This window comes from Nocardioides sp. B-3, from assembly GCF_024703895.1.
In the GTDB taxonomy this organism is placed as follows: Bacteria; Actinomycetota; Actinomycetes; order Propionibacteriales; family Nocardioidaceae; genus Nocardioides.
In genome coordinates, this window is the sequence record NZ_CP087968.1 from 268,364 (window position 1) to 294,486 (window position 26,123).

The 26,123-nt window shown below is 70.3% G+C and carries 23 protein-coding genes and 10 pseudogenes; 14 read left to right on the top strand and 19 right to left on the bottom strand.

The window, feature by feature from the left end:
- Positions 1-112 precede the first annotated feature (112 nt).
- The 9 genes and pseudogenes from LP418_RS01850 to LP418_RS01885 all read right to left on the bottom strand — a co-directional run bounded on the left by LP418_RS01850 (position 113) and on the right by LP418_RS01885 (position 8,664).
- Positions 113-562 (bottom strand): acyl-CoA thioesterase, encoded by a 450-nt coding sequence (locus tag LP418_RS01850; RefSeq protein ID WP_257955019.1) that lies wholly within the window; start codon positions 560-562, stop codon positions 113-115.
- Positions 563-584: 22 nt separating this feature from the next.
- On the bottom strand, positions 585-1,721 hold the full coding sequence (locus tag LP418_RS30155) for an AAA family ATPase (RefSeq protein WP_336275882.1): 1,137 nt from the start codon (positions 1,719-1,721) through the stop codon (positions 585-587).
- Positions 1,628-2,683, bottom strand: a complete 1,056-nt coding sequence (locus tag LP418_RS30160) for a hypothetical protein (RefSeq protein ID WP_336276006.1) — start codon at positions 2,681-2,683, stop codon at positions 1,628-1,630. The genes LP418_RS30155 and LP418_RS30160 overlap by 94 nt, the downstream gene beginning before the upstream one ends.
- 916 nt (positions 2,684-3,599) lie before the next feature.
- Positions 3,600-4,145: pseudogene (locus LP418_RS30165) on the bottom strand (chromosome segregation SMC family protein); the annotation flags it as partial.
- A gap of 111 nt (positions 4,146-4,256) precedes the next feature.
- Positions 4,257-5,084 carry a (S)-ureidoglycine aminohydrolase gene (allE, locus tag LP418_RS01860; protein WP_336276007.1) on the bottom strand — a complete coding sequence of 276 codons (828 nt, stop codon included), beginning with the start codon at positions 5,082-5,084 and terminating at the stop codon, positions 4,257-4,259.
- Positions 5,085-5,094: 10 nt separating this feature from the next.
- Entirely contained in the window at positions 5,095-6,267 is a 1,173-nt protein-coding gene (gene allB / locus LP418_RS01865; protein WP_257955020.1) for an allantoinase AllB, read from the bottom strand.
- A 168-nt stretch (positions 6,268-6,435) separates the two neighbouring features.
- A pseudogene (locus tag LP418_RS01875) lies at positions 6,436-7,274 on the bottom strand (cytosine permease).
- Positions 7,177-7,848 (bottom strand): annotated as a pseudogene (locus LP418_RS01880) (cytosine permease); the annotation flags it as partial. The pseudogenes LP418_RS01880 and LP418_RS01875, both read right to left, overlap by 98 nt.
- 237 nt (positions 7,849-8,085) lie before the next feature.
- Entirely contained in the window at positions 8,086-8,664 is a 579-nt protein-coding gene (locus LP418_RS01885; RefSeq protein WP_336275883.1) for a fumarylacetoacetate hydrolase family protein, read from the bottom strand.
- Here LP418_RS01885 and LP418_RS01890 point away from each other — a divergent pair.
- Positions 8,651-9,013: a hypothetical protein gene (locus tag LP418_RS01890; protein WP_257955022.1), complete on the top strand. Its 363-nt coding sequence runs from the start codon at positions 8,651-8,653 to the stop codon at positions 9,011-9,013. The genes LP418_RS01885 and LP418_RS01890 overlap by 14 nt on opposite strands.
- Here the strand turns inward: LP418_RS01890 and aceE are convergent.
- The 10 genes and pseudogenes from aceE to LP418_RS01935 all read right to left on the bottom strand — a co-directional run bounded on the left by aceE (position 8,953) and on the right by LP418_RS01935 (position 16,106).
- Positions 8,953-11,710: pseudogene (gene aceE / locus LP418_RS01895) on the bottom strand (pyruvate dehydrogenase (acetyl-transferring), homodimeric type). The gene LP418_RS01890 and the pseudogene aceE sit on opposite strands and share 61 nt — an antisense overlap.
- A 26-nt stretch (positions 11,711-11,736) precedes the next feature.
- The gene (locus LP418_RS01900; protein WP_257955023.1) at positions 11,737-12,117 is read right to left on the bottom strand and encodes a glycerate kinase; all 381 of its coding nucleotides are present in this window, start codon (positions 12,115-12,117) and stop codon (positions 11,737-11,739) included.
- 89 nt (positions 12,118-12,206) lie between these two features.
- Positions 12,207-12,440: pseudogene (locus tag LP418_RS32120) on the bottom strand (glycerate kinase); the annotation flags it as partial.
- A complete protein-coding gene (locus LP418_RS01905; RefSeq protein WP_257955024.1) occupies positions 12,376-12,561 on the bottom strand; it encodes a glycerate kinase in 186 nt (61 codons plus the stop codon). The pseudogene LP418_RS32120 and the gene LP418_RS01905, both read right to left, overlap by 65 nt.
- A gap of 121 nt (positions 12,562-12,682) precedes the next feature.
- Complete coding sequence (locus LP418_RS01910; RefSeq protein ID WP_257955025.1) at positions 12,683-12,871, bottom strand: glycerate kinase; 189 nt, start codon at positions 12,869-12,871, stop codon at positions 12,683-12,685.
- Between the two features lie 11 nt (positions 12,872-12,882).
- On the bottom strand, positions 12,883-14,064 hold the full coding sequence (gene gcl / locus LP418_RS01915; protein WP_257955026.1) for a glyoxylate carboligase: 1,182 nt from the start codon (positions 14,062-14,064) through the stop codon (positions 12,883-12,885).
- 90 nt (positions 14,065-14,154) lie between these two features.
- On the bottom strand, positions 14,155-14,523 hold the full coding sequence (locus LP418_RS01920) for a thiamine pyrophosphate-binding protein (protein ID WP_257955027.1): 369 nt from the start codon (positions 14,521-14,523) through the stop codon (positions 14,155-14,157).
- A 242-nt stretch (positions 14,524-14,765) separates the two neighbouring features.
- Positions 14,766-15,188 (bottom strand): annotated as a pseudogene (locus tag LP418_RS30170) (NAD-binding protein); the annotation flags it as partial.
- Positions 15,130-15,435, bottom strand: a pseudogene (locus tag LP418_RS01930) (NAD(P)-binding domain-containing protein); the annotation flags it as partial. The pseudogenes LP418_RS30170 and LP418_RS01930, both read right to left, overlap by 59 nt.
- A 152-nt stretch (positions 15,436-15,587) precedes the next feature.
- Entirely contained in the window at positions 15,588-16,106 is a 519-nt protein-coding gene (locus tag LP418_RS01935) for a TIM barrel protein (RefSeq protein WP_257956870.1), read from the bottom strand.
- 572 nt (positions 16,107-16,678) lie between these two features.
- On the opposite strand from LP418_RS01935, the gene LP418_RS01940 reads away from it, so the two are divergent.
- The 13 genes and pseudogenes from LP418_RS01940 (at position 16,679) to LP418_RS32125 (ending at position 26,047) form a co-directional block, all read left to right on the top strand.
- The gene (locus LP418_RS01940) at positions 16,679-17,299 is read left to right on the top strand and encodes a PucR family transcriptional regulator ligand-binding domain-containing protein (protein WP_257955028.1); all 621 of its coding nucleotides are present in this window, start codon (positions 16,679-16,681) and stop codon (positions 17,297-17,299) included.
- A 345-nt stretch (positions 17,300-17,644) separates the two neighbouring features.
- Entirely contained in the window at positions 17,645-18,139 is a 495-nt protein-coding gene (locus LP418_RS01945; protein WP_257955029.1) for a PucR family transcriptional regulator, read from the top strand.
- A gap of 172 nt (positions 18,140-18,311) precedes the next feature.
- Positions 18,312-19,091: pseudogene (locus LP418_RS01950) on the top strand (solute carrier family 23 protein); the annotation flags it as partial.
- A 76-nt stretch (positions 19,092-19,167) separates the two neighbouring features.
- Positions 19,168-19,485, top strand: coding sequence for a solute carrier family 23 protein (locus tag LP418_RS01955; RefSeq protein WP_257955030.1), 318 nt, complete (start codon positions 19,168-19,170; stop codon positions 19,483-19,485).
- Positions 19,486-19,571: 86 nt separating this feature from the next.
- Positions 19,572-19,883, top strand: a complete 312-nt coding sequence (locus tag LP418_RS01960) for a 2-oxo-4-hydroxy-4-carboxy-5-ureidoimidazoline decarboxylase (protein ID WP_257956871.1) — start codon at positions 19,572-19,574, stop codon at positions 19,881-19,883.
- Complete coding sequence (locus LP418_RS01965) at positions 19,880-20,383, top strand: 2Fe-2S iron-sulfur cluster-binding protein (protein WP_257955031.1); 504 nt, start codon at positions 19,880-19,882, stop codon at positions 20,381-20,383. Before LP418_RS01960 ends, LP418_RS01965 begins: the two co-directional genes overlap by 4 nt.
- 385 nt (positions 20,384-20,768) lie before the next feature.
- Positions 20,769-21,575: an FAD binding domain-containing protein gene (locus LP418_RS01975; protein WP_257955032.1), complete on the top strand. Its 807-nt coding sequence runs from the start codon at positions 20,769-20,771 to the stop codon at positions 21,573-21,575.
- A 103-nt stretch (positions 21,576-21,678) separates the two neighbouring features.
- Positions 21,679-22,869: a molybdopterin cofactor-binding domain-containing protein gene (locus tag LP418_RS01980; protein ID WP_257955033.1), complete on the top strand. Its 1,191-nt coding sequence runs from the start codon at positions 21,679-21,681 to the stop codon at positions 22,867-22,869.
- Positions 22,870-22,950: 81 nt separating this feature from the next.
- Positions 22,951-23,682, top strand: coding sequence for a molybdopterin cofactor-binding domain-containing protein (locus tag LP418_RS01985; RefSeq protein ID WP_336275884.1), 732 nt, complete (start codon positions 22,951-22,953; stop codon positions 23,680-23,682).
- Positions 23,630-23,977: a hypothetical protein gene (locus tag LP418_RS01990; RefSeq protein ID WP_257955034.1), complete on the top strand. Its 348-nt coding sequence runs from the start codon at positions 23,630-23,632 to the stop codon at positions 23,975-23,977. The genes LP418_RS01985 and LP418_RS01990 overlap by 53 nt, the downstream gene beginning before the upstream one ends.
- A pseudogene (locus tag LP418_RS01995) lies at positions 23,862-24,566 on the top strand (XdhC family protein); the annotation flags it as partial. The gene LP418_RS01990 and the pseudogene LP418_RS01995, both read left to right, overlap by 116 nt.
- Before the next feature lie 139 nt (positions 24,567-24,705).
- A pseudogene (locus tag LP418_RS02000) lies at positions 24,706-25,563 on the top strand (amidohydrolase family protein); the annotation flags it as partial.
- 37 nt (positions 25,564-25,600) lie between these two features.
- A complete protein-coding gene (locus tag LP418_RS32125) occupies positions 25,601-26,047 on the top strand; it encodes an amidohydrolase family protein (RefSeq protein WP_442940212.1) in 447 nt (148 codons plus the stop codon).
- Positions 26,048-26,123 lie beyond the last annotated feature (76 nt).

Here is a 26,123-nt window from a genome sequence, read left to right on the forward strand (position 1 = left end):
GTGGGTGGTTCACCGCTGCTGGGCGTGTCCCGCGCGCCACGCCGACGCACCGGTGTCACACCCACATTTTCGTACGTCGAAATGTGGCTCACTCACCGCCGGGAAGACCGGTTCAGCGGAGCAGCGGCTCCACAGCCGCGCGCACCACGTCGGGCATCGGGACGACCGGTCGGTTGCCTGCACCGTGCTCGTTGTCGACGTACACGTGCACGAAACGGCCCTCGGCGGCGGCCTCGTCGGAGTCGCCCCGGAAGAGCCCGATGCGGTAGATGATCGACGAGCTGCCGACCTTGTCCACGACCATGCCCATCTCGATCGGCTCGGGGAAGCCGACCTCGCGGAAGTAGCGGCACGACGTCTCGGCCACCACCCCGATCTGCGGGAGCGCGCGCACGTCGACGCCGGTCGCCTCGTAGAGGTGCGCGTTGACGGCCGTGTCGAAGAGCTCGTAGTAGGTCGCGTTGTTCAGGTGGCCGTAGGCGTCGTCGTCGCGCCACCGGGTGGTCGCGGTGCGCCGGGCGACGTAGTCGGCACGGGTGGGGCGGGCTGCTCGATCGGTCACGGGCGCCACCCTAACGGCGACCTCAGGCCGACTCGGCCCGCTCCAACCGCTGGGAGATGACCGTGGTCACGCCGTCGCCACGCATGGTGACGCCGTAGAGCGCGTCGCCGACCTCCATCGTCCGCTTCTGGTGCGTGATGACCAGCAGCTGGGAGTTCTCGCGCAGCTCCTCGTAGATCTCCAGCAGCCGGCCGAGGTTGGTGTCGTCGAGGGCGGCCTCGACCTCGTCGAGGATGTAGAACGGTGAGGGGCGTGCCTTGAACAGCGCGACCGGGAAGGCCACCGCGACCAGTGAGCGCTCACCACCGGAGAGCAGTGAGAGTCGCTTGACCTTCTTGCCGGCGGGGCGGGCCTCCACCTCGATGCCGGTGTTGAGCATGTCGTCGGGGTCGGTGAGGACGAGTCGTCCCTCACCACCGGGGAAGAGCCGCGCGAAGGTCGAGTCGAAGGCCTTCTCGACGTCGGCGTAGGCCTCGGTGAAGACCTGCTGCACGCGGTCGTCGACCTCGCGGACAATGTCGAGGAGGTCCTTGCGGGTCCGCCGCAGGTCCTCGAGCTGCTCGCTGAGGAACTTGTGTCGCTCCTCCATGGCGGAGAACTCCTCGAGCGCCAGCGGGTTGACCCGGCCCAGCATGGCGAGGGCGCGCTCGGCGGTCTTGAGCCGCTTCTCCTGCTCCTCCCGGACGAAGGGCACCGGCTCGGGCGCGATCGCATCCTCGGCGACCTCACCGAAGAACGGCACCAGCGTCGTCGGGCCGTAGTCGTTGATCAGGCCGTCGGCCTCCGGGCCGAGCTCCTCGAGCGCGCGCTCCTCGAGCTGGTCGATCCGCATCTTCTGCTGGGTCCGCGCCATCTCGTCGCGATGGACGGAGTTGACCAGCTCGTCGTGCTCGCGACCGAGGTCGCGCAACGTCGATCGCGCGGCCAGCAGCTGCTGCTCGCGCTCCCGGCGTGACTCCTCGACGGCGGCGCGAGCGTCGGCGGCCAGCATCACGCTGCGTTCGAGCCGCTGGAGCACGATCGTCACACCGGCGTTGACCGCCTCGGCGGCGGCCCCCTCACGGATCAGCCGCTCGCGGCGCTCGGTTGCGCGCGCCCGGGAGTCGCGCTCGGCCCTGGGCGGCGCGCACGAGCGAGTCGGCGCGACCGTTGAGCGCACGAGCTCGTTCCTCGGTGGTGCGCAACGTCAGGCGGGCATCCATCTCGCCCTGACGGGTGGCCTTGGCCGCCTCGACGAGGCGCTCGCGCTCGGAGACGTCGGGTTCGTCGTCGGGTGCTTCCTCGGCGGTGGAGAGCCGCAGCTCGAGGTCCGCCAGACCGGCGCTGTCCGTCTCGCGAGCGGCCTCGGCCGTCGCGATCGCACGTTCGAGCCGCTCGGCCTCGCCCCGGGCGGAGCGCGCCCGGGAGCCGTACTGACCCAGCTCCTCGGCCACCGCCGCCAGCGTCGCGTCGGACTCGTGCAGCTTGGCGAGCGCGACGTCGGTGCGCTTGAGGGCGTCGTGCCGCTCGGCCTCGAGCCGGGAGATCTCGAACCCGAGGCGCTCCGTCGACGCGGTCGCCTCCCCGGAGCTGGCCGACGGCCTCGTCGACCGCGGCCCGGATCTCGAGCAGGCTGGGCTGGCTGGACGACCCCCCGGCCGCGAAGTGGGCGCCGATCAGGTCGCCGTCCCTCGTCACGGCGGTCACGTCGGGCAGGTCGGCGATCAGGGCCCGGGCAGTGGGCAGGTCGTCGACGACCGCGATCTTGAACAACAGCCGCGCGACCGCGGGGCGCAGGTCGGCGGGCGCCTCCACGACGTCGAGTGCGTACGCCGCATGGGCCGGCAGCGCAGGCCGGGCGGCGTCGTCCGCGGGGCCACCGCCGAGGAGCAGCCCGGCACGTCCGAGGTCGTCCTTCTTGAGGTGCGCAATTGCGTCGATCGCGGCGTCGGCACCGGTCACGACGACCGCGTCGGCAGCCGTGCCGAGGGCGGCGGCGACGGCCGCCTCGTAGCCGGCCTCCACGCTCAGCAGTGCGGCCACCGAGCCGAGCAGGCCCGACACGGTGTCGGTCGCGGCGAGCAGGGCGCCGGCGCCGTCCTTGCGGTTGAGGCCGAGCTCGAGTGCATCGCGTCGGGCCACGAGGCCGGCACGGTTGCGGTCGGCCTGCTGGGCCTCTTCGCGGGCCTTGGCGAGGCGCTCGTCGATGTCGTCGAGGGCGGCGACGGCCGCTTCGTGCTCGGCGTCGAGGCCCTCCTCGCCGGCATCGAGCCCGGCGACCCGCGTCTCGAGCGACGTGAAGTCCTTCTGTGCCCGCTCGGCGCGGGCAAGCGCCTCCTCGCGCGTGCGGAGGTGAGGCGGCCGATCTCCTCAGCGGCGGCAGCGGCGCGCGACTTGAGCGCGTTGACCTGTCCGTGCAGCCGCGCCAGCCCCTCGCGGCGGTCGGCCGCCGCGCGGGACCAGCCCGGCGATGCGGCGCTCCTCGGCTGCCGCGGCGTCCTCCGCCGTACGGCGATCGGCGACCGCCGCCTCGAGAGCAGCGCGGTGCTCCTCGACCTGTGCCCCGATCTCGGCCTCCTGCTCGCGCACCCGCACGGCCCGGGCCTCGAGCTCGTCGGGATCGCGCCCGGAGTCGACGGTGTCCGCGTCGGCCGCACCGGCGGCGTTGCGAAGGCGTTCGGTGGCCAGCGACTGGGTGCCGCGCAGGCGCTCGCGCAGGCCGGACAGGGCGAACCACGTCTCCCCGGGCCTTGGCCAGCTCGGGCAGGTCGGTGCGCAGCGCAGCCTCCGGGGCGGTCTCCTGCTCGCGGGCCGCGGCGAGGGCTGCCTCGACCTCGGCGCGACGCTCGACCAGGATCGTCTCGTCCGCCATCTCCTGCTCGAGCGCGTGCCGCGCCTTCACCGAGTCGTCGGCGACCGGGCGTGCGCGGGCGTCGCGCACGTCGGCCTGCACCGAGGCGGCCCGGCGGGCGACCTCGGCCTGTCGCCCGAGCGGCTTGAGCTGGCGGCGGATCTCGGTGAGCAGGTCGTTGAGACGGGTGAGGTTGCCCTCGGTGGAGTCGAGCTTGCGGAGCGCCTTCTCCTTGCGCTTGCGGTGCTTGAGCACACCCGCGGCCTCCTCGATGAAGCCGCGGCGGTCCTCGGGGGTCGCGTGCAGGATCGTGTCGAGCTGGCCCCGGCCGACAATGACGTGCATCTCGCGGCCGATGCCGGAGTCGCTGAGCAGCTCCTGCACGTCGAGCAAGCGGCAGCTGCTGCCGTTGATGGCGTATTCAGAACCGCCGTTGCGGAACATCGTGCGCGAGATCGTGACCTCGGCATACTCGATCGGCAGCGCACCGTCGCTGTTGTCGATCGTCAGCTGCACCTCGGCCCGGCCCAGCGGAGGCCGACCGGACGTGCCGGCGAAGATGACGTCCTCCATCTTGCCGCCGCGCAGCGACTTGGCGCCCTGCTCGCCCATCACCCGGGCGAGCGCGTCGACGACGTTGGACTTGCCGGAGCCGTTGGGACCGACGATGCAGGTGATCCCGGGCTCGAGCTGGAGCGTCGTCGCAGACGCGAAGGACTTGAAGCCCTTCAGCGTGAGGCTCTTGAGGTACAACGTGCAGCTCCCGGGAGGCGTGGGTACGGCGATCGCGGCATCCTTGCAGACGCCGGGGGAAGCGACCCCACCCCTAACCGCCGCCCGGCTGGGCGAGACGGATCAACAGCGTCAGACGAACTGGCGACTCAGCGTGGCGTGCCGGTTGACGTCCTTGTACAGCAGGTAGCGGAAACGACCGGGGCCGCCGGCGTAACAGGCCCGGGGACAGAACGCCCGCAGCCACATGAAGTCACCCTCCTGCACCTCGACCCAGTCATCGTTGAGGAGATACATCGCCTTGCCTTCGAGGACGTAGAGCCCGTGCTCCATCACGTGCGTCTCCGGGAAGGGGATCACGCCGCCGGGTTCGAAGTTGACGATGTTGACGTGCATGTCGTGGCGGATGTCGCTCGGGTCCGCGAAGCGCTGGGTGGTCCACGCGCCGTTGGTCTCGGGCATCTCGCCGGCGGGCACGTCGAGCTCGTTGGTCACGAACGCCTCTGGCAGGTCGATGCCCTCGACCACCCGGTAGGCCTTGCGGATCCAGTGGAAGGTCGCGGTGCCTTCGCTGGTGTTGTGCAACGTCCATGAGCAGCCCGGCGGGAGGAACGCGTAGCCGCCGGTCGCGAGTTCGTGCTGCTCCCCTCGAGGGTCAACGTGAGCGCGCCCTCGACGACGAAGACGACACCCTCGGCTCCCGGGTCGAGCTCGGGCTTGTTGCTGCCGCCGCCCGGGGAGACCTCGACGATGTACTGCGAGAACGTCTCCGCGAAGCCGGACAGCGGTCGGGCAATCACCCAGAGGCGGGTGTTGTCCCAGAACGGCAGCAGGCTGGTGACGATGTCGGTCATCGTGCCTCGCGGCAGGACGGCGTACGCCTCGGTGAAGATCGCCCGATTGGTGGTCAGCTCCGTCTGCGCGGGCAACCCACCCTTGGGTGCGTAGTAGCGCGGGGATGCTGGCGTGGTCATGCTCCTCCTCGTGTCAGCAGCTTGCCGAACGGCTCGGCCTGCTCGGTGATGTCGATGCGCCGACCCCGCAGCCAGGTGCTGCGGACGACTCCGGCGAGGGGGCGGTCGGCGTACGGCGTGATGGCGTTCTTGTGATGCAGGCGCGCGACGTCGACCACGAAGGCGTCGTCGGGCGCGAAGACGGCGAAGTCGGCGTCGTAGCCGATCTCGATCTGGCCCTTGCGTCGCAGACCCGCGTGCCGGGCCGGGGCCCGGCACATCCAGCGGGCCACGTCGACGAGCGTGAAGTCGCGGCGGCGGGCCTCGGTCCACACGGCCGACAGGCCGAGCTGGAGCGACGAGATGCCGCCCCGTGCCACCCCGAAGTCACCGGTGTCGAAGCACTTGAGGTCGATGGTGGACGGCGAGTGGTCGGTGACGACCATGTCGATCACGCCGTCGCGCAACCCCTCCCACAACAGCTCGCGGTTGACGGCCTCGCGGATCGGCGGGCAGCACTTGTACTGCGTCGCCCCGTCGGGGATCTCCTCGGCCGAGAACGTCAGGTAGTGCGGGCACGTCTCGGCAGTGATGGGTACGCCGTCGCGGCGGGCGGAGGCAAGCATCGGCAGGACGTCGGAGCTCGACACGTGCAGGATGTGCACCCGGCAGCCAGTCCAGCGCGCGAGCTCGATCACCTGCGCGACTGCGAGGTTCTCGGCACCGCGGGGCCGGCTCTGGAGGAAGCCGTCGTACGTCTCACCGTGCGCGGTCACGGCACGATCGATCGCGTGGGTGTCCTCCGCGTGCACGATCATCAGCCCGTCGAACGACCTGATCTCGCGCATCGCCTCCTCGAGCTGGTCGGGATCGAGATGCGGGAACTCGTCGACCCCCGAATGCAGCAGGAAGCACTTGAAGCCGAGCACGCCCGCGTCGTACAGCGGTCGCAGGTCCCCGACGTTGCCGGGGATGGCCCCACCCCAGAACCCGATGTCGACGAAGGCCCGGCCTTCGGCGGTCTTGCGCTTCAGCTCCAGCGCGGCCACATCGCACGTGGGCGGAATGCTGTTGAGTGGCATGTCGACGATGGTGGTGACGCCCCCGGCGGCCGCCGCCGTGGTGGCGGACGTGAAGCCCTCCCACTCGGTGCGACCCGGGTCGTTCACGTGCACGTGCGCGTCGACCACCTGGCATCAGCACCTCGTCAGCGGCGAGCTCCACGATCTCGGCGCCCGTGAGGTCGGAGTCAAGCGGCTCGATCGCGGCGATCCTGCCGTCCTTGACCCCGACGAGGCGACCTACCTCGCCAGCCGTGCTCACCAGACGCTGGGCGCGGATCACCGTGTCGAGCTCGCTCATACCAGCCCACCCTCGCGAGCGACCCGCTCGGCGTCGATCGCCCCGGAGAGCTCCACCTGACGAATATCGCGTGCCGAGACCGGGTAGTAAAGGGACGCGGCCACGGCCACGCCGATGAACCAGGAGAACGGAGCTGCGTCGGCCATCGGCTTCAACAGGGCGACCGGCAGGGTCACCGCAGCCGCCACCCCGAAGGCCAGCAGAGCCTTGGGGTTCCAGCCCTTGGAGTAGTAGTAGCGGCTGCGCGGGTCATCGAGGTACAGCTCGTCGATGGAGACGTTCTGGCGTCGGACCGGAAGTAGTCGATGAAGATGATGCCGAACAGCGGGCCGAGCAGGGCACCCGGGCCACCGAGGAAGTAGTTGATCGCGGCGGGGCTGCTGTACAGGTGCCACGGCGTGATCAGGACGGCCACGACAGCGCTGATCAGGCCACCGCGACGGAAGTCGATGTGCTCGGGAGCGACGTTGGCGAGGTCGTAGGACGCGGAGACGAAGTTGGCCACGACGTTGATGCCGATGGTGGCGATGACGAAGGTGACGGCTCCGATGGCGGTGACCCACACGTTGTCGATGCGGGCGACGATCTCGACCGGGTCGGTGATGGTCTCACCGAAGACCGCGATGCTGCCCGCGGTCACGGCCACCGTCACCACGGCGAAGGCCGGAAGTTGACCGGCAGGCCCCAGAAGTTGCCGCGGACCACGGTGGCCCTGTCGGGGAGCGAACCGCGAGAAGTCACAGAAGTTCAGGAGCAGCGTGGAGAAGTAGGTGATGGTGAGGGCGATCGCAACCCGGGAAGGCGTGGACAGCGGCGCCGCCGGTCTTCTGGTCAGTCGACAGGGTGAGCGAGAAGTCGGAGCCGGCCTCGAAGACGATCCGGGCGGCGAGCAGGAACATCACGAACCAGATGGCCGGGCCGGCCCAGTCCCGGAACTTGCGGACCGTCTCCATACCGCGGCGGATCACCAGCAGCTGCAGGACCCACAAGATGGCGAAGGCGAGCCAGCCGAGCGGGCTCAGGCCGACGAAGCCGCCGTCCGTCCACTTCACGGCCTCGGGCCAGGCCGCGATGGTGAGCACCACGACGGCCTGCGATGCGAGCCAGGTCTGGATGCCGTACCACGCGATGGCGATGACCGCCCGAATGAGTGCGGCCGGGTTGGCGCCGTACACCCCGAAGGAGATGCGGGCGATGACCGGGAACGGCACGCCGGTCTTCTGGCCGACGGCCCCGGTGAGGTTCATCAGGAAGAACACCGCGGTGATGCCGACGATGAGCGCCGGGAAGACCTGCCAGCCGACCAGACCGGTGAAGAACAGGCCGGCCGCGAACGCGTAGCCGCCGATGCTGTGCACGTCGGACATCCACATCGCGAAGAGCGAGTAGGTGCCCCAGTTGCGTTCGGTCGTGGGCGCCGGTCCTCGTTGTAGAGGCGGGGGCTCGGCTCGACCGAGAGTCCGTGGGCTCTTGGTGTCTCAATGGTGCTCATGGTGGACCTCGCAGGGAGTTGGACTACTAGGAGTGTGAACTACAGGTGATTTGCTTCCGCAATGTGGAAGCCCTCTTCTATTATGAGGAAAAGTAACCCCGGTCACATGTGGTCGTCAAGACTTTTCTGCCATGTGGAATTACATTTCCACTCGTCACGCAGTCAGCGGTCGTTCGATGGCAGCCACGGGAGTGCGTTGGCCGCCCAGACCGCCGACCTCGGCAGTCACGACGTCGCCGTGCCGGAGGAAGGGCTTGGGCTCCGGGCGACCGGCCGCGACGCCGCCGGGCGTGCCGGTGAGCACCAGATCGCCGGGCTCGAGGGTCATCAGGGACGAGACGTAGGCGAGCAGCTCGCCGACGCCGTACGCCATCAGAGAGGTCGTGCCCGACTGCCGCACTTCCCCGTTGACGAGCAGGGTCAGCGAAAGCGCCTGCGGGTCCTCCACCTCGTCGGGAGTCACCAGCCACGGCCCGATGGGCGTGAAGGTGTCCGCGCACTTGCCCTTGGCCCGGGTCGGACCGGCGGCCACGCGCGAGCGCTCTGTGACGTCGTTGGCGGTGAGGTAGCCACCCACCGCGGCGAGCGCCTCGGCAGGGTCGCCGCAGCGCGCCAGCCGGCGGCCCACCACCACCCCGAGCTCGACCTCGTAGTCGGTCGTGGTGCTCTCGGGCGGCAACTGGATGGTGTCGAGCGGACCGCACACCGACGAGCCGGGCTTGAGGAACACCACCGGCTCGTCTGGGATCGCCGCGCCGCTCTCCGCTGCATGGTCCTCGGTAGTTGAGCCCGATCCCGATCACCTTGCCGGGACGGGCCAGTGGCGCGCCGATGCGGACGGACGGCGGGTACACCGGCAGCGTCCGGTCGCGTATCGCATCTCGCACGGCGGCCAGCAGGACCGGATCCCCGAGCAGCTGCCCGTCGACGTCAGCGGTGAGCGAGGAGAGGTCACGCAACTCTCCACCGTCGTCGAGCGCGGCCGGCCGTTCATGGCCGACCGCGCCGACGCGCAGAAGCTTCACGCGTCGCCGCCGGCGGAGACGCCCGTGGGGAAGTACGTCGCGTCGTCGAGTCGATAGCGGCGTACGGCCTCGGCGACGACCTCGGGCTTCACGTGCCCGGTGGCCGCGAGCTCGCCAAGGGCGACCGCGACGACCGACTCGGCGTCCACACCGAAGTGCCGGCGCAAGGCGAAGCGGGTGTCGGAACAGCCGAAGCCGTCGGTCCCCAAGGAGGTCCAGCGCCCCGGAACGTAGGGCTGGATCTGGTCGGGTACGGCGCGCATCCAGTCGGACACCGCGATGAACGGTCCCTCGGCGTCGGCGAGAGCCGCCGTCACGTGCGGCACGCGCGGCGCTTCGTCGGGGGTGCTTGCGGTTCCAAGACTCGCAGGACAGGGCCTCGCGACGCAGCTCGGTCCGAGCCGGCGCGGACCAGACGTCGGCTGAGACGCCCCAGTCGTCGGCCAGCATCTGCTGTGCGCGGAGCGCCCAGAGCATGCCGACGCCGGAGGAGAGCAGCTGCACGCGAGGCGCCTCGGGTCCGAAGTCGGTGCCGGCGGCATAGCGGTAGAGACCCTTCAACAGGTCCTCGACCACGAGACCCTCGGGCTCGGCCGGCTGCGGGTACGGCTCGTTGTAGACGGTCAGGTAGTACCAGACGTTCTCGCTGTCCTCGCCATACATCCGGCGTAGGCCGTCCTTGACGATGTGCGCGACCTCGAAGGCGAACGCCGGGTCATAAGCCACGACGGCAGGGTTGGTCGCGGCGAGCAGGACCGAGTGCCCGTCCTCGTGCTGGAGGCCCTCACCGTTGAGCGTGGTACGCCCGGCGGTGGCGCCCGGGAGGAACCCTCGACCGAGCTGGTCGGAGAAGGCCCATGCGGCGTCACCCGTGCGCTGGAAGCCGAACATCGAGTAGAAGATGTAGATCGGGATCATCGGCTCGCTGTGGGTGGCATACGACGTGCCGACGGCGGTGACGGATGCCATCGAGCCAGCCTCGTTGATGCCCTCGTGCAGGATCTGGCCGGCCGGCGACTCCTTCCACGACATCAGCTGTGCGCGGTCGGCCGACTCGTAGGTCTGCCCGTGCGGGGAGTAGATCTTCGCGCTGGAGAACAGCGGGTCCATGCCGAAGGTGCGGCCCTCGTCGGGCACCACGGGGACGAAGCGGTGACCGATCTCGGGGTCGCGCATCAGTTCCTTGAGCAACCGCACAAAGGCCATCGTCGTCGCAATGGGCTGGATCCCGGAACCCTTTCGCAGGCCCGCGTAGACCTTGTCGCCGGGCAAGACCAGTGGCGCGGCCTTCACCCGGCGGTTCGGCACGAACCCGCCGAGCCGAGTCCTGCGGTCGAGCAGGTAGCGGACCTCCTGCGATTCCGGGCCCGGGTGGTAGTACGGCGGCAGGCCCTCGGCCATGCCCTCCTCGATCGCCTTGTCGGTGATCGGCAGGTGGAGACGGTCGCGGAAGGACTTGAGACCGGTCGCGTCCATCTTCTTCATCTGGTGGTTCGACATCCGCGAGGACATCGTGTCGGGTAGCGTCCAGCCCTTGACTGTGTGGGCCAGATCACCGTCGGCTGACCGACGTGATTGGCGGCGGCCCGGTAGGCGGCGTACACCTTGCGGTAGTCGTGCCCGCCCCGCGGCAGCCGCTCGATCTCCTCGTCGGTGAGGTCCTTGACGATGTCGAGCAGGCGCGGGTCACGACCGAAGAAGTGCTCGCGGATGTAGGCGCCGGTCTCGGTGGCATACGTCTGGAACTGCCCGTCGGGCGTGGTGTTCATCGCGTTCACGAGCACGCCGTCGCGGTCGGCGGCGAGGAGCTTGTCCCACCCGCGGCCCCAGACGACCTTCACGACGTTCCAGCCGGCGCCGCGGAAGAAGGACTCGAGCTCCCGGATGATCTTGCCGTTGCCGCGCACCGGCCCGTCGAGCCGCTGCAGGTTGCAGTTGATGACGAACGTGAGGTTGTCGAGCTCCTCGCGCGGCCGGGCCGATGGCGCCGAGCGACTCGGGCTCGTCCATCTCGCCGTCGCCGAGGTAGGCCCACACGCGCTGCTCGCTGGTGTCCTTGATGCCACGGTTGTGGAGGTACTTGTTGAAGCGCGCCCGGTAGATCGAATTGATCGGCCCCAGTCCCATCGACACCGTCGGGAACTCCCAGAAGTCCGGCATCAACCGCGGGTGCGGGTACGACGACAGCGACCGCTCCGAGCCGCCGCGGGACAGCTCCCGGCGGAACCCGTCCATCCGGTCCTCGCTCAGCCGGCCCTCGAGGAAGGCGCGGGCGTACACACCGGGCGACGCATGCCCCCGGATGAAGACTGGGTCTCCCCCGCCGGGGTGTTCCTTGCCGCGGAAGAAGTGGTTGAACCCGACCTCGTAGAGCGACGCCGCGGACTGGTAGGTCGCAATGTGGCCGCCGACGCCGATCGCGGGCCGGTTGGCTCGCGTCACCATCACGGCGGCGTTCCACCGGATGATGCGTCGGATCCGCCGCTCGAGCTCCTCGTCGCCGGGGAACCACGGCTCGCGCTCGGTCGAGATGGTGTTGACGTAGTCGGTGCTGCGCAGGGCAGGCACGCCGACGCGCAGGCTCCGCGCCTCCCGGAGCAGCTTGAGCATCAAGAACCGCGCACGGTAGGGACCGTGCCGCTCCACGACGTCGCGCAGCGAGTCGACCCACTCGCGGGTCTCCGCGGGGTCAGTGTCCGGCAGCTGGCTGGGCAGGCCGTCGGAGATGACAGGCAGGGGCAGCGTGGAACTCATGGTTCTCCTCAGTGCTGTGAAGCCGGTCAGGCGGTGGCCTCGACCGGGAGGTGTTCGGCAGCGATCTGCTGCCCGAGGCGTTCGAGAAGGGGTGTGCCGTCGCTGATGCAGCGGGCGACGTCCGGGCTCGAGATCGACCGGGCGTACGCCGCTGCGATCCCGGCGTCGTACAGGCGAGCCGCGCCCAGCCGGTTGACACCGCAGACCGCGACAACGGGGATACCGCGAGCGGCGGCCGCAGCGGCGACGCCGGCCGGCGCCTTGCCGTGCAGCGTCTGCTCGTCGAGCGCTCCCTCCCCGGTGATGACGAGGTCGACGCCGTCGAGACGGTCGTGGAAACCGACCGTGTCGAGGACGAGGTCGATGCCGGGGCGGAGCTCGGCTCCGAGCAGAGCCGGGGGCGGCAAAGCCCACCCCTCCGGCAGCACCGGCGCCGGGGGGTTTCGCGCAGGTCGATGCCGGTGTGGGCGGCGACGAGGTCAGCCAGGTGCGTGAGCGCGTCGTCGAGCTCGAGCACCTGTCCGGGGCCGGCACCCTTCTGCGGACCGTAGGTGGCCGCCGCGCCGAGCGGGCCGGTGAGCGGGTTGTCGACGTCGCAGGCGACGACGAACTCGACGTCCTTCGTGGCAGCGCGCAGGGGCGCCGGTCGAGGGAGGCGAGCCCGGTCAGGGCGCTCCCCCGGTGCCGATCGGCCGACCGTCGACGTCGAGCAGGCGAGCGCCGAGGCCATGCAGCAGCCCGGCACCACCGTCGGTGCTGGCACTGCCGCCGATCCCGATCATGACCTTCCGGCAGCCGGCTCCGACCGCGGCGGCGACAACCTGTCCGGTGCCGAGGGTGCCGGCCGTCATCGGTGCCGGCCCCGAGGGCAGGCGCACCAGGGCCGGACACGTCGGCGAGCCTCGACGACGGCGACGTCGTCTCGCCGGGCATAGCCGCTCTCGACCGGTTCACCGGTCGGGCCTGCAGCCGTCACCGGCACGAACCTGAAGCCGGCCGCGACGGCCGCAGCCAACGTGCCGTCTCCCCGTCCGCGACGGGCACGGACTCGACGTCGACGTCGGGTCGACTGCGGCGTACGCCCTCGCTCACCGCCGCCGCAACCTCGGCGGCGGTGAGCGATCCCTTGAACTTGTCGGAGGCGATCAGGACCTTGGGCATGGAAGGTCCGGTCAGTCCAGCGGAGTGATCGCGGTGGGCGCGTGCTCGCCGCGCTCGGCGATGTCCTCGAACTCGACGACGTTGTCGATCTCCAGCCCCATGGACACGTTGGTGACGCGCTCCATGATGACCTCGACCACGACCGGGACCTCGAACTCGACCATCAGCTTCTTGGCCTGCTCGAGCGCCGGCAGGATCTCGTCAGGCTCGAAGACGCGGATCGCCTTGCAACCCAGACCCTCGGTAACCTTGACGTGGTCGACGCCGTAGCCGTTGAGCTCCGGGCTGTTGACGTTCTCGAACGACAGTTGGACGTGGTAGTCCATCTCGAAGCCGCGCTGCGCCCGGCGAATCAGCCCCAGATAGGAGTTGTTCACGACGACGTGGATGTACGGCAGGTGGAACTGCGCACCGACCGCGAGCTCCTCGATCAGGAACTGGAAGTCGTAGTCGCCGGACAGCGCGACCACGGTGGCCTCGGGGTCGGCGGCGGCGACGCCGAGGGCGGCGGGGACGGTCCAGCCGAGCGGTCCGGCCCGGCCTGCGTTGATCCAGTTGCGCGGCTTGTAGACGTGCAGCAGCTGTGCGGCTCGGATCTGGGACAGCCCGATCGTGGAGACGTAGCGGGTGTCGGGACCGAAGGCCTTGTTCATCTCCCGGTAGACGCGCTGCGGCTTGACCGGGATGTTGTCGAAGTCGGTCTTGCGCTGCAGGGTGCGCTTGCGCTCGGCGCACTCGCCGGCCCGGGCGCTGCGGTCGGTGAGCTTGCCCTCGGCCGCCCACTCCTTCGCCACCTCGACGAAGACCTCGAGTGCGGCCTTCGCGTCGGAGACGATGCTGTAGTCGGCGTTGAAGACGCGACCGATCTGGGTCGGGTCGATGTCGACGTGCACGAACGTGCGGCCCCGGGTGTACGTCTCGACGCCGCCCGTGTGGCGGTTGGCCCACCGGTTGCCGATGCCGATCACGAAGTCGCTGGCGAGCATGGTCGCGTTGCCGTAGCGGTGCGAGGTCTGCAGGCCCACCATGCCGGCGGTGAGCGGGTGGTCGTCGGGGATCGTGCCCCAGCCCATCAGGGTCGGGACGACAGGGACGCCGGTGGTCTCGGCGAACTCGACCAGCAGCTCGGCGGCGTCGGCGTTGATGATGCCGCCGCCGGCCACGATCAACGGGCGCTCGGCCGCGTTGAGCATGGACAGTGCCTTCTCGGCTCGGGCCCGGGTCGCCGCAGGGACGGCTGACCGGGAGCGGCTCGTAGGTGTCGATGTCGAAGTCGATCTCGGTCATCTGGACGTCGATCGGCAGGTCGACCGGACCGGGCCCGGGCGTCCCTCACGCATGATCTGGAACGCCTTCTGGAAGGTGCCCGGGACCTGCGCCGGCTCCATCACCGTGACGGCCCACTTGGAGACCGGCTTGGCGATGGAAGCAATGTCGACTGCACGGAAGTCCTCCTTGTGCAGCTTGGCCACCGGTGCCCGGCCGGTGATGCACAGGATCGGGATCGAGTCCGCGGAGGCGGAGTAGAGGCCGGTGATCATGTCGGTGCCGGCCGGACCGGACGTACCGATGCAGACACCGATGTTGCCGGCGGCGGCGCGGGTGTAGCCCTCCGCCATGTGCGAGGCGGCCTCGACGTGGCGAGCGAGCACGTGCTTGAGCCCCGCCGTGGGCGCGCATCGCGCTGTAGAAGGGGTTGATCGCGGCGCCGGGGAGGCCGAACAGCTGGGTGGCCCCTTCCTTCTCCAGGATCAGGACGGCGGCGTCGACCGCGCGCATGCGTGCCATGTCAGTTCTCCTTCTGGTTGGAGGTCCCGCTGAGGCGCTCGACGCCTCGCAGCAGGCCGGAGTGATCCAGGGCGCCGTCACCGTTGGCGAGGGCGCTGCCCATCAGCTGGGCGACGAGCGAGCCCAGCGGCACGACGACGCCGGCCTCGCGGGCGGCGGAGGTGACGATGCCCATGTCCTTGTGGTGCAGGGCGATGCGGAAGCCGGGCTCGAAGGAACGCGACAGCATGTTCTCCTTCTTCTGGTCCAGCACCTTGGAGCCGGCGAGTCCGCCGCCGAGCACCTCGAGGGCGGACTTGGTGTCGACGCCGTAGGCCTCGAGGAAGACCACGGCCTCCGACAGCGCCTCGGATGTTGGCGGCGACGATGAGCTGGTTGGCCGCCTTGACGGTCTGGCCGGAGCCGCTTGGGCCGACGTGCACGACGGTCTTGCCGACCGCGTCGAAGACCGGCTTGGCGGCCTCGAAGTCGTCGGCCGCACCGCCGACCATGATCGAGAGCGCCGCGTTGACCGCACCCGCCTCGCCACCGGAGACGGGGGCGTCGAGGAGCCGGAAGCCCGCGTCCTGCGCCTGCTTGGCCGGGGCGATGGTGACGTCGGGGCGGATGCTGGAGAAGTCGACGACGAGGGCGCCGGCCTTGGCGTTGTCGAAGACACCGTCCTCACCCGTGAGCACGTCGGTGACGTCCGGGGAGTCCGGCACCATCACGCAGACGACGTCGGCGTCGCGGACAGCGTCGGCGATCGATTCGCTCGCCGTACCGCCCGCGTCCACGAGCGGCTGGGCCTTGTCAGGGGTGCGGTTGTAGCCGGCGACGGTGTGGCCGGCCTTGGCCGGTGGACGGCCATGGGACTGCCCATGATGCCGAGTCCGATGAAGGCGATGTTGGTCATTGGAGGTCTCCTGAGTCAGTTGGCGACGGTGTGTCAGTTGGCGACGGCGGTCGAGGTACAGCGCTCGCGCGGCAGCCAGCCGAAGCTGTCGGCCGAGGTGGTGGACGGCTTGTACTCCGGGCCGACCCAGCCGGTATAGCCGCCGGCCTCGAGAGCGGCGAGCTGGCCCATCAACGGCAGGTCGCCGGTGCCCGGCTCGTTGCGGCCGGGGGCGTCGGCGATCTGCACGTGCGCGATGCGGGCAAGGTGGTCGGCGATCACCCGGTCGACGTCGTCGCCGTTGACCGAGAGGTGGTAGAGGTCGGCGAGGAGACCGATGTTGGGCTCCCCCGCGCGATCGATGACGGTGAGTGCGTCGGCCGCGGTGAGCAGCGGGTAGTGCTCGGCGCCGCTGACCGGCTCGACCAGCACGGTGCCGCCGATGCGGGCGGCGGCACGCGCGGCGATCGCGAGGTTCTCGGCACCGACGTCGTCCTGCTCGGTGGCGGAGACACCCTCGACACGATTGCCGTAGAGCGCGTTGAAGGCGGTGCAGCCGAGCGCCTCGCCGATGCCGACGGTGACGTCGACGTTGTCGCGGAACTCCGCGGAGCGGGCCGGCCGGAGACCGGGCCGCGGTCGCCGCCCGGCATGTCACCGGCGAAGAAGTTGAGGCCGACCAGCTGCACGCCGGCGTCCTTGACGGCCGACACAAAGGCGTCGACGTGTTGGTCGGCCGGGACGGCCTCGGCGAAGGGCCACCAGAACTCGACCGCGTCGAAGCCGGCCGCCTTGACAGCCGCCGGCCGCTCGAGCAGCGGGAGCTCGGTGAACAGGATCGAACAGTTCACCTCGTAGCGCAGGGTGTGGTTCATGAGATCCTCGTATTTCGTATAGCGGAAGATTACTTCTGTTCTTCGGAATACACTAAGGCGTGACCTCAGTCACGTCAACCTGTACGTTCCAATCAGGAAGGAGCCGCGCATGCTGCTCTCAGAGCTGTTGTCCGCCCCCGGTTTCGGCTTGCGGGTGATGCACGAGGGCCCCGGATCACTCGAACGTCCGATCGGTCGCATGATCACGACGGACCTGCTGGAGCCGGGGCGCTACCTGACCGGTGGCGAGCTCGTCGTCACCGGGCTCGCGTGGCGCCGCTCCCCGCGGACAGCGAGACGTTCGTTGCCTCGGTTGTCTCGAGCGGGGCCACCACCCTGCTGGCGGGCGTCGCCCTCCCGGGTCTCGTCCCCGACGATCTGCTCGAGGCCTGCCGCCGGCATCGAGTCACCCTGATCGAGGTGCCGATCGAGGTGGCGTTCGCCGACATCACCGAGTACGTCGCTGCCACCCAGTCCGCCGTCAGCGGCGCCCGACTGTCGGCCAGTCTGGTCCGCCAGCGCCAGCTCGTGACCTCCCTCGCCGACGGCCGCAGCCTCGACGAGCTGGCTGCCCGGATCGCGGCCGAGGTGGGGCACGACTGCCGGGTCCTCACCACCACCGGGCGGCACGTGGTGCCCGGTCCCGACGAACTGGACGACGCGACGCTGGACGAGCTGGTTCGTTGCTTCCTGATCGCCGATCGGCTGCCGGCGGTCGCCCGCGCCGGCGCTTCGACGTACACCCTCTTCCCCGTCGGCTCAGCACTCGGCTCCCGGCTCACGGCTCGGCTGGTCGCCGTCGACGGCGACCTCGACACTGGACACGAGACCGGGTCCGAAGCGGTCCGGGAGCTGTGCGCGATCGCGGCCCCCGGACCGGTCGCGGCGTGACGAAGGAGTCCGCGCACTGCGTCCGAACTCGGCCGACGCGCTCTCCCTCGTCGAGGGCGGCGCCCCGCACACCGACGTCGCCGCGCGCCTGCGCCGGAGCCGGCCTCGATTCCGACCGTCCCGTGACGGTCGTCGTGATCGACCTCGATGGCGCCGGTGCCCCGGAGTCCGCCCTGCTACTGCTCGAGGATGTCGCACTCGCCGTCAGTTCCCCCGTCGTCGCGACGGGGCGCGACGGGCGGATGGTCGGGATCCTGCCATCCACGCCCGGGCCTGCCCGGCCTGCTGCGTGCGGCGTTCGGCCGGCTTGCCCCGGGAACAGGTCGCGGCCGACTGGCGGTCGGAGTGAGCGACGAGTCCCGCATCGAGGCGATCACCGGTGCCCTCGACGAGGCACGGTTCGCGCACCGGGTGGCCCGCTCCGGGAGCGGATCCGTGGTCGTGGTCGGCGCCGACGAGGTCGCCTCCCACGTCCTGCTGCTGGCCTGCGTCCCCGACGACGTGCGCCGCACCTATGCCCAGCGAGTGCTGGGCTCCGTGCTCGACCACGATCGGCGCACGCAAGGCGAGCTGATCGGCACCCTCGCCGAGTGGCTGGCGTGCTCCGCCTCCCGGGCGCGGACCGCCGAGTCGCTGCACCTGCACGTCAACACCGTTCGCTACCGCATCGAGAAGGTCCAGGGAGCTGACCGGCCGCGACCTGTCCAGCTTCGAGGACCGGGTCGACGTCTTCTCGGCCCTGCGCTCGCTTGGGTGATCGCACAACCGCGGAGGCGTCCGCACGCACCAACTTCGGAGATTCACAGGGTGACGCCCCGGCCGGCGCGCGGGATGCTGTAACGCAGATCACACGATCTGCCCAGCGCCCTGTCCCGAGGAGACCTTCCGATGAAGTCCATGATGAGAGCTCGCACCCCACGCCGGGCCGTGCATCCCGTGGACGAGGTGCTCCCCGTCGGGGAAGCTCGCGGTGTACGGCACCCAGCACGTGCTCGCGTTCTATGCCGGCGCGGTGATCGTCCCGATCCTGCTGGCGAACTCCATCGGCCTCAGCACCGAGCAGCTCATCCACCTGATCAACGCCGACCTGCTGACCTGCGGCATCGCCTCGATCATCCAGTCGATCGGCTTCTGGAAGGTCGGTGTGCGGCTCCCGCTGCTGCAGGGCGTCACGTTCACGGCGGTCTCACCGATGATCGCGATCGGTCTCGCCGCTGGCGGCGGCACGGACGGGCTCCCGGTGATCTACGGCGCCGTGATCGTGGCGGGCCTCTTCACGTTCGCCATCGCCCCATGGTTCAGCAAGCTGATCCGCTTCTTCCCGCCCGTCGTCACCGGTTCGGTGATCACGATCATCGGACTCGCGCTGCTGCCCGTCGCGGCTGCGGACGCCACCGGTGGAGCTGGCCCGACGTCGGACCCGACCAGCGGCAAGAACCCGGCCTACGCACTTGGCACGCTCTTCCTGATCGTCGCCATCCAGCGCGTGTTCAAGGGCTTCATGGCGACGGTCGCCGTGCTCGTCGGCCCGGTCGTCGGCACCTCCGTCGCGTGGGCTCTCGGTGACGCGCACTTCGACGCCGTCGCCGGCTCCGACTGGGTCGGCGCCACCACGCCGTTCTACTTCGGCTGGCCGCAGTTCTCCTTCGCCGCCATCGTCTCGATGATCGTGGTCATGCTGATCACCGCGGTGGAGACCACCGGTGACGTCTTCGCCACCGGCGAGATCGTCGAGAAGCGGATCGGCCGAGAGGACGTCGCTCGGGCCCTGCGCGCCGACGGCCTCTCGACCACCCTCGGCGGGGTACTCAACTCGTTCCCCTACACCTGCTTCGCAGAGAACGTCGGCTTTGGTCAGGCTCACGCGCGTGAAGAGCAGGTACGTCGTCGCGGCCGCCGGCGTGATCATGGTGATGATCGGCCCGGTTCCCAAGGCCGGCGCGATCGTCGCCGGCATCCCCCACCCCGTGCTCGGCGGCGCCGCGATCGCGATGTTTGCCACGGTGGCCGTCGTCGGGTTCCAGACCCTTGCCAAGGTCGACTTCAACGACCACCGCAACGTCGTGATCGTGGCGACCAGCATCGGCTCTGGCAATGTTCGTGACCGCCCAGCCGCAGGTCGCGCAGGCGGTCCCGAGCTGGGCCGAGATCATCTTCGGCAGCGGCATCACCCCCGGGCAGCCTGACCGCCATCGTCCTCAATGTCGCCTTCCACCACATCGGCAAGGACTTCGGCCCAGCCGTCGCCGGCCAGCCCGGCGACACGGTCCGGCTGGACCAGTCAACACGATGTCGCGCGACGAGTTCGTCACGACGTTCGCGCCACTGTTCCAGGGGTCCGCGCTGGGCGGTCGAGCGGGCCTACGACCAGCGTCCGTTCGGCGACACCCACGCGTTGCGCCGGTCGTTCCGGGAGGCGCTGTTCTCCGGATCGCTTGACGAGCAGCGCCAGCTCATCGAGGCCTACCCGCAGCTCGGATCGCAGCTCGTGTCCGACGGCATGAGCGGCGAGGCGTCGCTGCGCGACCAGTCCACGCGTGGCCTGACGCACTGGCCGAGCCCGAGCAGGACGAGCTGGGCGTGATCACGGCGGCCTACTCCGCGAGGTTCGGCTTCCCGCTGGTCATCTCGGTGCGCGACGCCCGCTCCTTCGAGGGGATCCTCGATGAGGGCCGCAACCGGCTGACCAACTGTGCCAGCCGAGCACGCGGCGGCGCTGCTCGAGGTCGCCAAGATCGCGGGCTACCGGTTCGACGACTTCCTCCGGGAAGCGAACCCGATCCACAGTGCGCGCAGCAGAACCGTCAGCAAGGGGTGAGCACGATGGAGACACCGAACATCACCGTGAACGGCACCACCATGCCGGTGGCTGACGCAACGGCGCACACCACGACCCTCGACTGGCTGCGCGGCCGTGGCCTGACCGGCGCCAAGGAGGGTTGTGCCGAGGGCGAGTGCGGCGCCTGCTCGGTGCTCGTCGCCCGCCCCGGCACGGACACCCCGACCGAATGGGTCGCCGTCAACGTGCTCGGTGCCGGTGGCCGCCCTCGACGGCCGAGGAGCTGGTCACGTCGGAGGGCCTAGGCACCAGCCGCTCGCTGCACCCGGTGCAGCGGGAGATCGCCGTCCGCGGCGGATCGCAGTGCGGGTTCTGCACGCCGGGCTTCGTGTGCAGCATGGCGGCGGAGTACTACCGCCCCGACGCAGCGAGCCCGACCCGGCCTCGCCTGCCTGCGACAACGAGCACGGCCCCAACGGGTTCGACCTGCACGCGCTCAGCGGCAACCTCTGCCGGTGCACGGGATACCGCCCGATCCGCGACGCGGCGTACGCCCTCGGCTCACCCGAGATCGACGACGCGTTCGCCGCCCGGACCGCTGCTCCGCCACCGCCCGCAGTGGCGACCCGGCTGGCCGTGGACGGTGCCGAGTTCCGCCGGCCGGCATCGCTCGCCGAGGCCCTCGACCCGGTGGCAGACAACCCGGGAGCACAGGTGGTCGCCGGGAGCACCGACCACGGGGTCGAGGTCAACATCCGCGGCGCCCGGGCGCCGTACGTCGTGGCTGTGGACCGCATCGCAGAGCTGCGCGAGTTCTCGTTCGGTCCGGACGAGGTCGTCGTCGGAGCCGGTCTCACCCTCAGCGAGGTCGAGCGCCTGCTCGTCGGTCGGGTGCCGCTGCTGGCCCAGCTGTTCCCGCAGTTCGCCTCGCGGTTGATCCGCAACGGAGCGACGATCGGCGGCAACCTCGGTACTGCCTCGCCGATCGGGGACACCCCTCCCGCGCTGCTCGCCCTCGACGCCTCGTTGGTGCTGTCCTCGCGCAACGGCGACCGGGTGGTGTCGCTCGCCGACTACTTCACCGGCTACCGGACGACGTTGAAGGAGCCGGACGAGCTGATCCGCGCCGTGCGGATCCCCATGCCGTTGGCGCCGGTGACCGCCTTCCACAAGGTCGCGAAGCGACGCTTCGACGACATCTCCAGCGTGGCCGTCGGCTATGCCCTCGACGTCGTGGACGGCACCGTCGTCAGCGCCCGCATCGGGCTCGGTGGCGTTGCGGCGACACCACTGCGCGCCAGCGCCACGGAGGCTGCCCTGACCGGACGCCCCCGGACGGAAATGACTGTGCGCGAAGCAGCAGCGGTGATGGCGAGCGAAGGCACTCCGATGGACGACCACCGGGCCAGCTCGACCTACCGCTCGGCGATGCTCGGGCAATCCCTGCTCCGGTTGTACGCCGCCCACCGGCCCGACCGACTGGAGGCCAGCGCATGAGTTTCCTGTCCCAGCGCCCGGACAACCCCGTGGTCGGCGAGCCCCGGCCCACGAGAGCGCGGCGCTGCACGTCAGTGGCGAGGCGCTCTACACCGACGATCTGGTGCTGCGCACCAAGGACGTCCTGCATGCCCGGCCCGTCCAGTCCACACAGACGCACGCGCGGATCCCGGGGATCGACGTCGCGCCGGCGTACTCCGTGCCGGGCGTCGTCCGCGTGCTCACCGCAGCCGACGTCCCCGGAGTCAACGATGCCGGGATCAAGCACGACGAGCCGCTTTTCCCGGCTGAGGCGATGTTCCACGGCCATGCGCTGTGCTGGGTGCTCGGCGAGACGCTGGAGGCGGCCCGACTGGGCGCCGCTGCGGTCGTGGTCGACTACCAGCCGCTGCCCTCCATGGTCGGCGTCCGAGACGCGATCGACGCCGGCAGCTTCCGGGGCGCCACACCGCACCTCGCGCGCGGGGACTCGGAGGCCGCCTTCGCCACGGCCGAGCACGTCTTCACCGGCGAGTTCGAGTTCGCCGGGCAGGAGCACTTCTACCTCGAGACCCACGCGTCCCCGGCTCTGGTCGACGAAGGCGGTCAGGTGTTCGTGCAGTGCAGCACCCAGCACCCGACCGAGACGCAGGAGATCGTCGCGCACGTGCTCGGCGTGCCGAGCCACGAGGTCACCGTCCAGTGCCTGCGCATGGGCGGCGCCTTCGGCGGCAAGGAGATGCAGCCGCACGGCTTCGCGGCGATCGCGGCACTCGGCGCCACCCTCACCGGGCGACCGGTGCGGCTCCGGCTCAACCGGACCCGGGACATGACCATGTCCGGGAAACGGCACGGCTTCCACGCCTCGTGGCGCGTCGGCTTCGACGACGAGGGGCACTTCGTCGCGCTGGACGCGATGCTCACCGCCGACGGCGGCTGGAGCCCGGACATGTCCGAGCCCGTGCTGGCCCGCGCGATCTGCCACATCGACAACTCCTACTGGATCCCGAACCTGCGCGTCGACGGCCGGATCGCCAAGACCAACAAGACGTCACAGACGGCGTTCCGTGGCTTCGGCGGACCCCGGGGGATGCTCGTCATCGAGGACATCCTCGGCCGGTGCGCGCCGCTCCTCGACGTTGATGCAGTCGAGCTTCGGCGCCGCAACTTCTACCAGCCGGGTCAGGACACGCCGTACGGCCGGGGAGGTGCGGCATGCCGACCGGCTCGAGGCCTGCTGGAGCCAGTGCTCGCGAACGGTGACGTCCGCGCAGCGACAGGCGGAGATCGAGCGGTTCAACGCCAGTCACCCTGACGCTCGTCGGGGGCTCGCCCTGACTCCGGTCAAGTTCGGCATCTCGTTCAACCTGACCGCCTTCAACCGAGGGGCGCGCTGGTGCACGTGTACAAAGACGGCTCGGTGCTGATCAACCACGGCGGCACCGAGATGGGCCGGGGCCTGCACACCAAGATGTTGCAGGTCGCCGCGACCTCGCTCGGTGTGCCGCTCGAGCGGGTGCGCCTCGCGCCGACACGCACCGACAAGGTGCCCAACACCTCCGCGACCGCGGCGAGCTCCGGCGCCGACCTGAACGGTGCCGCGATCAAGAACGCGTGCGAGCAGATCCGCGCGCGACTCTCACAGGTGGATGGCGCCGGCCTCACCCGGGAAGAGCTCGTGCCCAAGGCCTACTTCCAGCGCATCCAGCTCTGGGCGGCCGGCTTCTACAAGACCGAGGGACTGCACTGGGACGCGGCCGCGATGCGCGGCACGCCGTTCAAGTACTTCGCTTACGGGGTCGCTGCCGCCGAGGTCGAGGTCGACGGGTTCGACGGCTCCTACACGCTGCGCAGGGTCGACATCGTCCATGACGTCGGCGACAGCCTGTCGCCGCTGATCGACGTCGGCCAGATCGAAGGTGGTTTCGTCCAGGGGCGCCGGCTGGCTGACTCTGGAAGACCTCCGCTGGGACGAATCGGACGGACCGAACCGGGGCCGGCTCGCGACCCAGGCGGCCAGCACCTACAAGCTGCCGAGCTTCTCCGAGATGCCCGCGGTCTTCAACGTGACCCTGTTGGAGAAGGCGCACGAGGACGGCGCGGTCTACGGCTCCAAGGCTGTCGGTGAGCCGCCTGTGATGCTGGCGTTCTCCGTCCGGGAGGCGCTGCGGCAGGCCGCCGCGGCCTTCGGCCCGGCCGGCACCAGTGTCGACCTCGGGCGTCTCCTGCCACGCCCGAGGCGGTCTTCTGGGCGCTCGAGAACGCTCGCGCACGTGTGCCGGTCGGGGTGTGATCGCGATGCAGTGGATGAAGGCACTCCAGCGGCTCCGCGAGCAGCGGCAGGTCGGCGTACTCGTCACCATCACGTCCGTGCGCGGTCATTCGCCGCGCGAGGCCGGCGCCAAGATGGTCGTCGCCGCTGACCGGACCCGGGACACGGTCGGCGGCGGAAATCTCGAGGCGGTGGCCGTCGAGGCGGGCCCGGGCGATGATCGCGGCGGGCGCCGGAGCACCGGAAGCCCCGGACATCGCGCTGTCGGACAAGGCGCCATTCCAGTACGGCGTGCAGTGCTGTGGTGGCGAAGTCGCCCTGCTGCTGGAGCCGCTGCCGGTGGTGCCCTCGGTGGCAATCTTCGGCATCGGGCACGTCGGCGTCGAGCTCGCACGCGTGCTGGCCCGACACGACCTCGAGCTGCACCTGTCGACTCGCGCCCGGACCAGCTGACACCCGAGCGACTCGCCGTCCTCGACGATGCGGTCGCCAACGTGCACGTGCACCGGGTCCCCGTCCTGCCCGAGCTCGTGATCGGCGAGCTGCCCCACGGCACCCACATGCTGGTGATGACCCACGACCACGCTGAAGACGCCGCCCTGTGCGACGCCGCCCTGCGAAGCGACCGGCTGGCAACCATCGGCCTGATCGGCTCGAGCGCCAAGTGGGCGCGGTTCCGCAAGAAGCTCGCCGACGAGGGCAACTCCCCCGAGGCGATCGCGCGGATCACCACCCCGATCGGCCTGCCGGAGCTCACGGGCAAGGTGCCGGCCACCATCGCGGTGAGCGTCGCCGCCCGGCTGCTCGGAGCTCTTCGCCACCGAACAGCCCACCACCCGCGACCAGGGCGCCCGCCGCCGACCACCACGAGGTCTCCTGATGACGCTCTTCCGAGGCACGTTCCTAGACACTCCCGACAACCCCTTCGAGCACGGCGCACTCCGTGTCGACACCGACATCGCCCTGCTGGTGGAGGGCGGCGTGATCATCGAGCGCGGACCGTACGCCGAGCTGCGCCGCCGCCACGCCGGCGAGGACGTCGTCGACCTGACCGGTGGCTTGGTCCTGCCCGGCTTCATCGACACCCACGTGCACTTCCCGCAGGCGCGGGTCATCGGCGGGCTCGGCATGCCGCTGCTCGACTGGCTCGACCGGTGCGCCCTCCCGGAGGAGGCGCGGATGGCCGACCTGCCGTACGCCGTCGGCGTCGCTGCCGACTTCGCGCGCGGACTGGTCTCGGCCGGCACCACGACCGCGCTGGTCTTCGGCGCGCACCACGCTCCGGCGGTAGACGCACTCTTCACCGAGGCCTCGCACGTGGGTCTGCGGGTCACCAGCGGCCTCGTGGTCGGCGACCGTCTCCTGCGCCCCGAGCTGCACACCACTCCAGATCGCGCGTACGCCGAGTCGCTGGCCCTCGCGGCGCGCTGGCACGGCGTCGGCCGCAACCGCTACGCCGTGACGCCGCGCTTCTCGCTGTCGTCCACCGACGAGCTCCTCGCAGCCTGCGGCGCGATGCTCTCGGAGATCCCCGATGCCATGGTGACCTCCCACGTCAATGAGAACGTCCGTGAGATCGCCGAGGTCGGCCGGCTCTTCGGGGGCGCCAGCTACGTCGACACCTACGCCCGGCACGGGCTCGTCGGACGCAGCACCGTCCTTGCGCACAACGTGCACCCGACCGACCACGAGCTTGCGCTGCTGGGCGATCGTGGCGCTGCGGTGGCGCACTGTCCGACGTCCAACGCCGCACTGGGAAGCGGGCTGTTCCCCGATGGCCGGGCACCTGCAGCACGGCGTGCGGGTGGCGCTGGGCTCGGACGTGGGTGCCGGCACGGGGTTCTCGCTGCTGAAGGAGGGCCTCCGGGCGTGCTTCGCGCAGCAGCTGCTGGGCGGGCTCGGCCACCAGCTCACCGCGGCCCACCTGCTCCACCCGGCCACCAGCGCCGGCGCCTCGGCGCTGGGGATGTCGACCGAGGTCGGCGACCTCTCCGTCGGCAAGAGGTTCGACGCCCAGTGGCTGCGCCCGGCCGCAGGCACCGCCCCGGCCGTCAGCCTCGCCCACGCCGGTGACGCCAGTGAGGCGCTGTCGCGGACCTTCGCCCCGGGCACGCCCGCCGACGTTCGTGGGGTGTGGATCGACGGGGAGTCGGTCAGCCCGGCGCAGTCCGGCGCGTCAGGCATCGAGTGGTCACACGGAGACACGTTCGCGGCCTTGTGACAGTTCCTCGCGGGCAGATCGACCAGCCCGAGGGGTAGACGTGACGCACATCACGTCGTAATCTTCGGCATGCCGG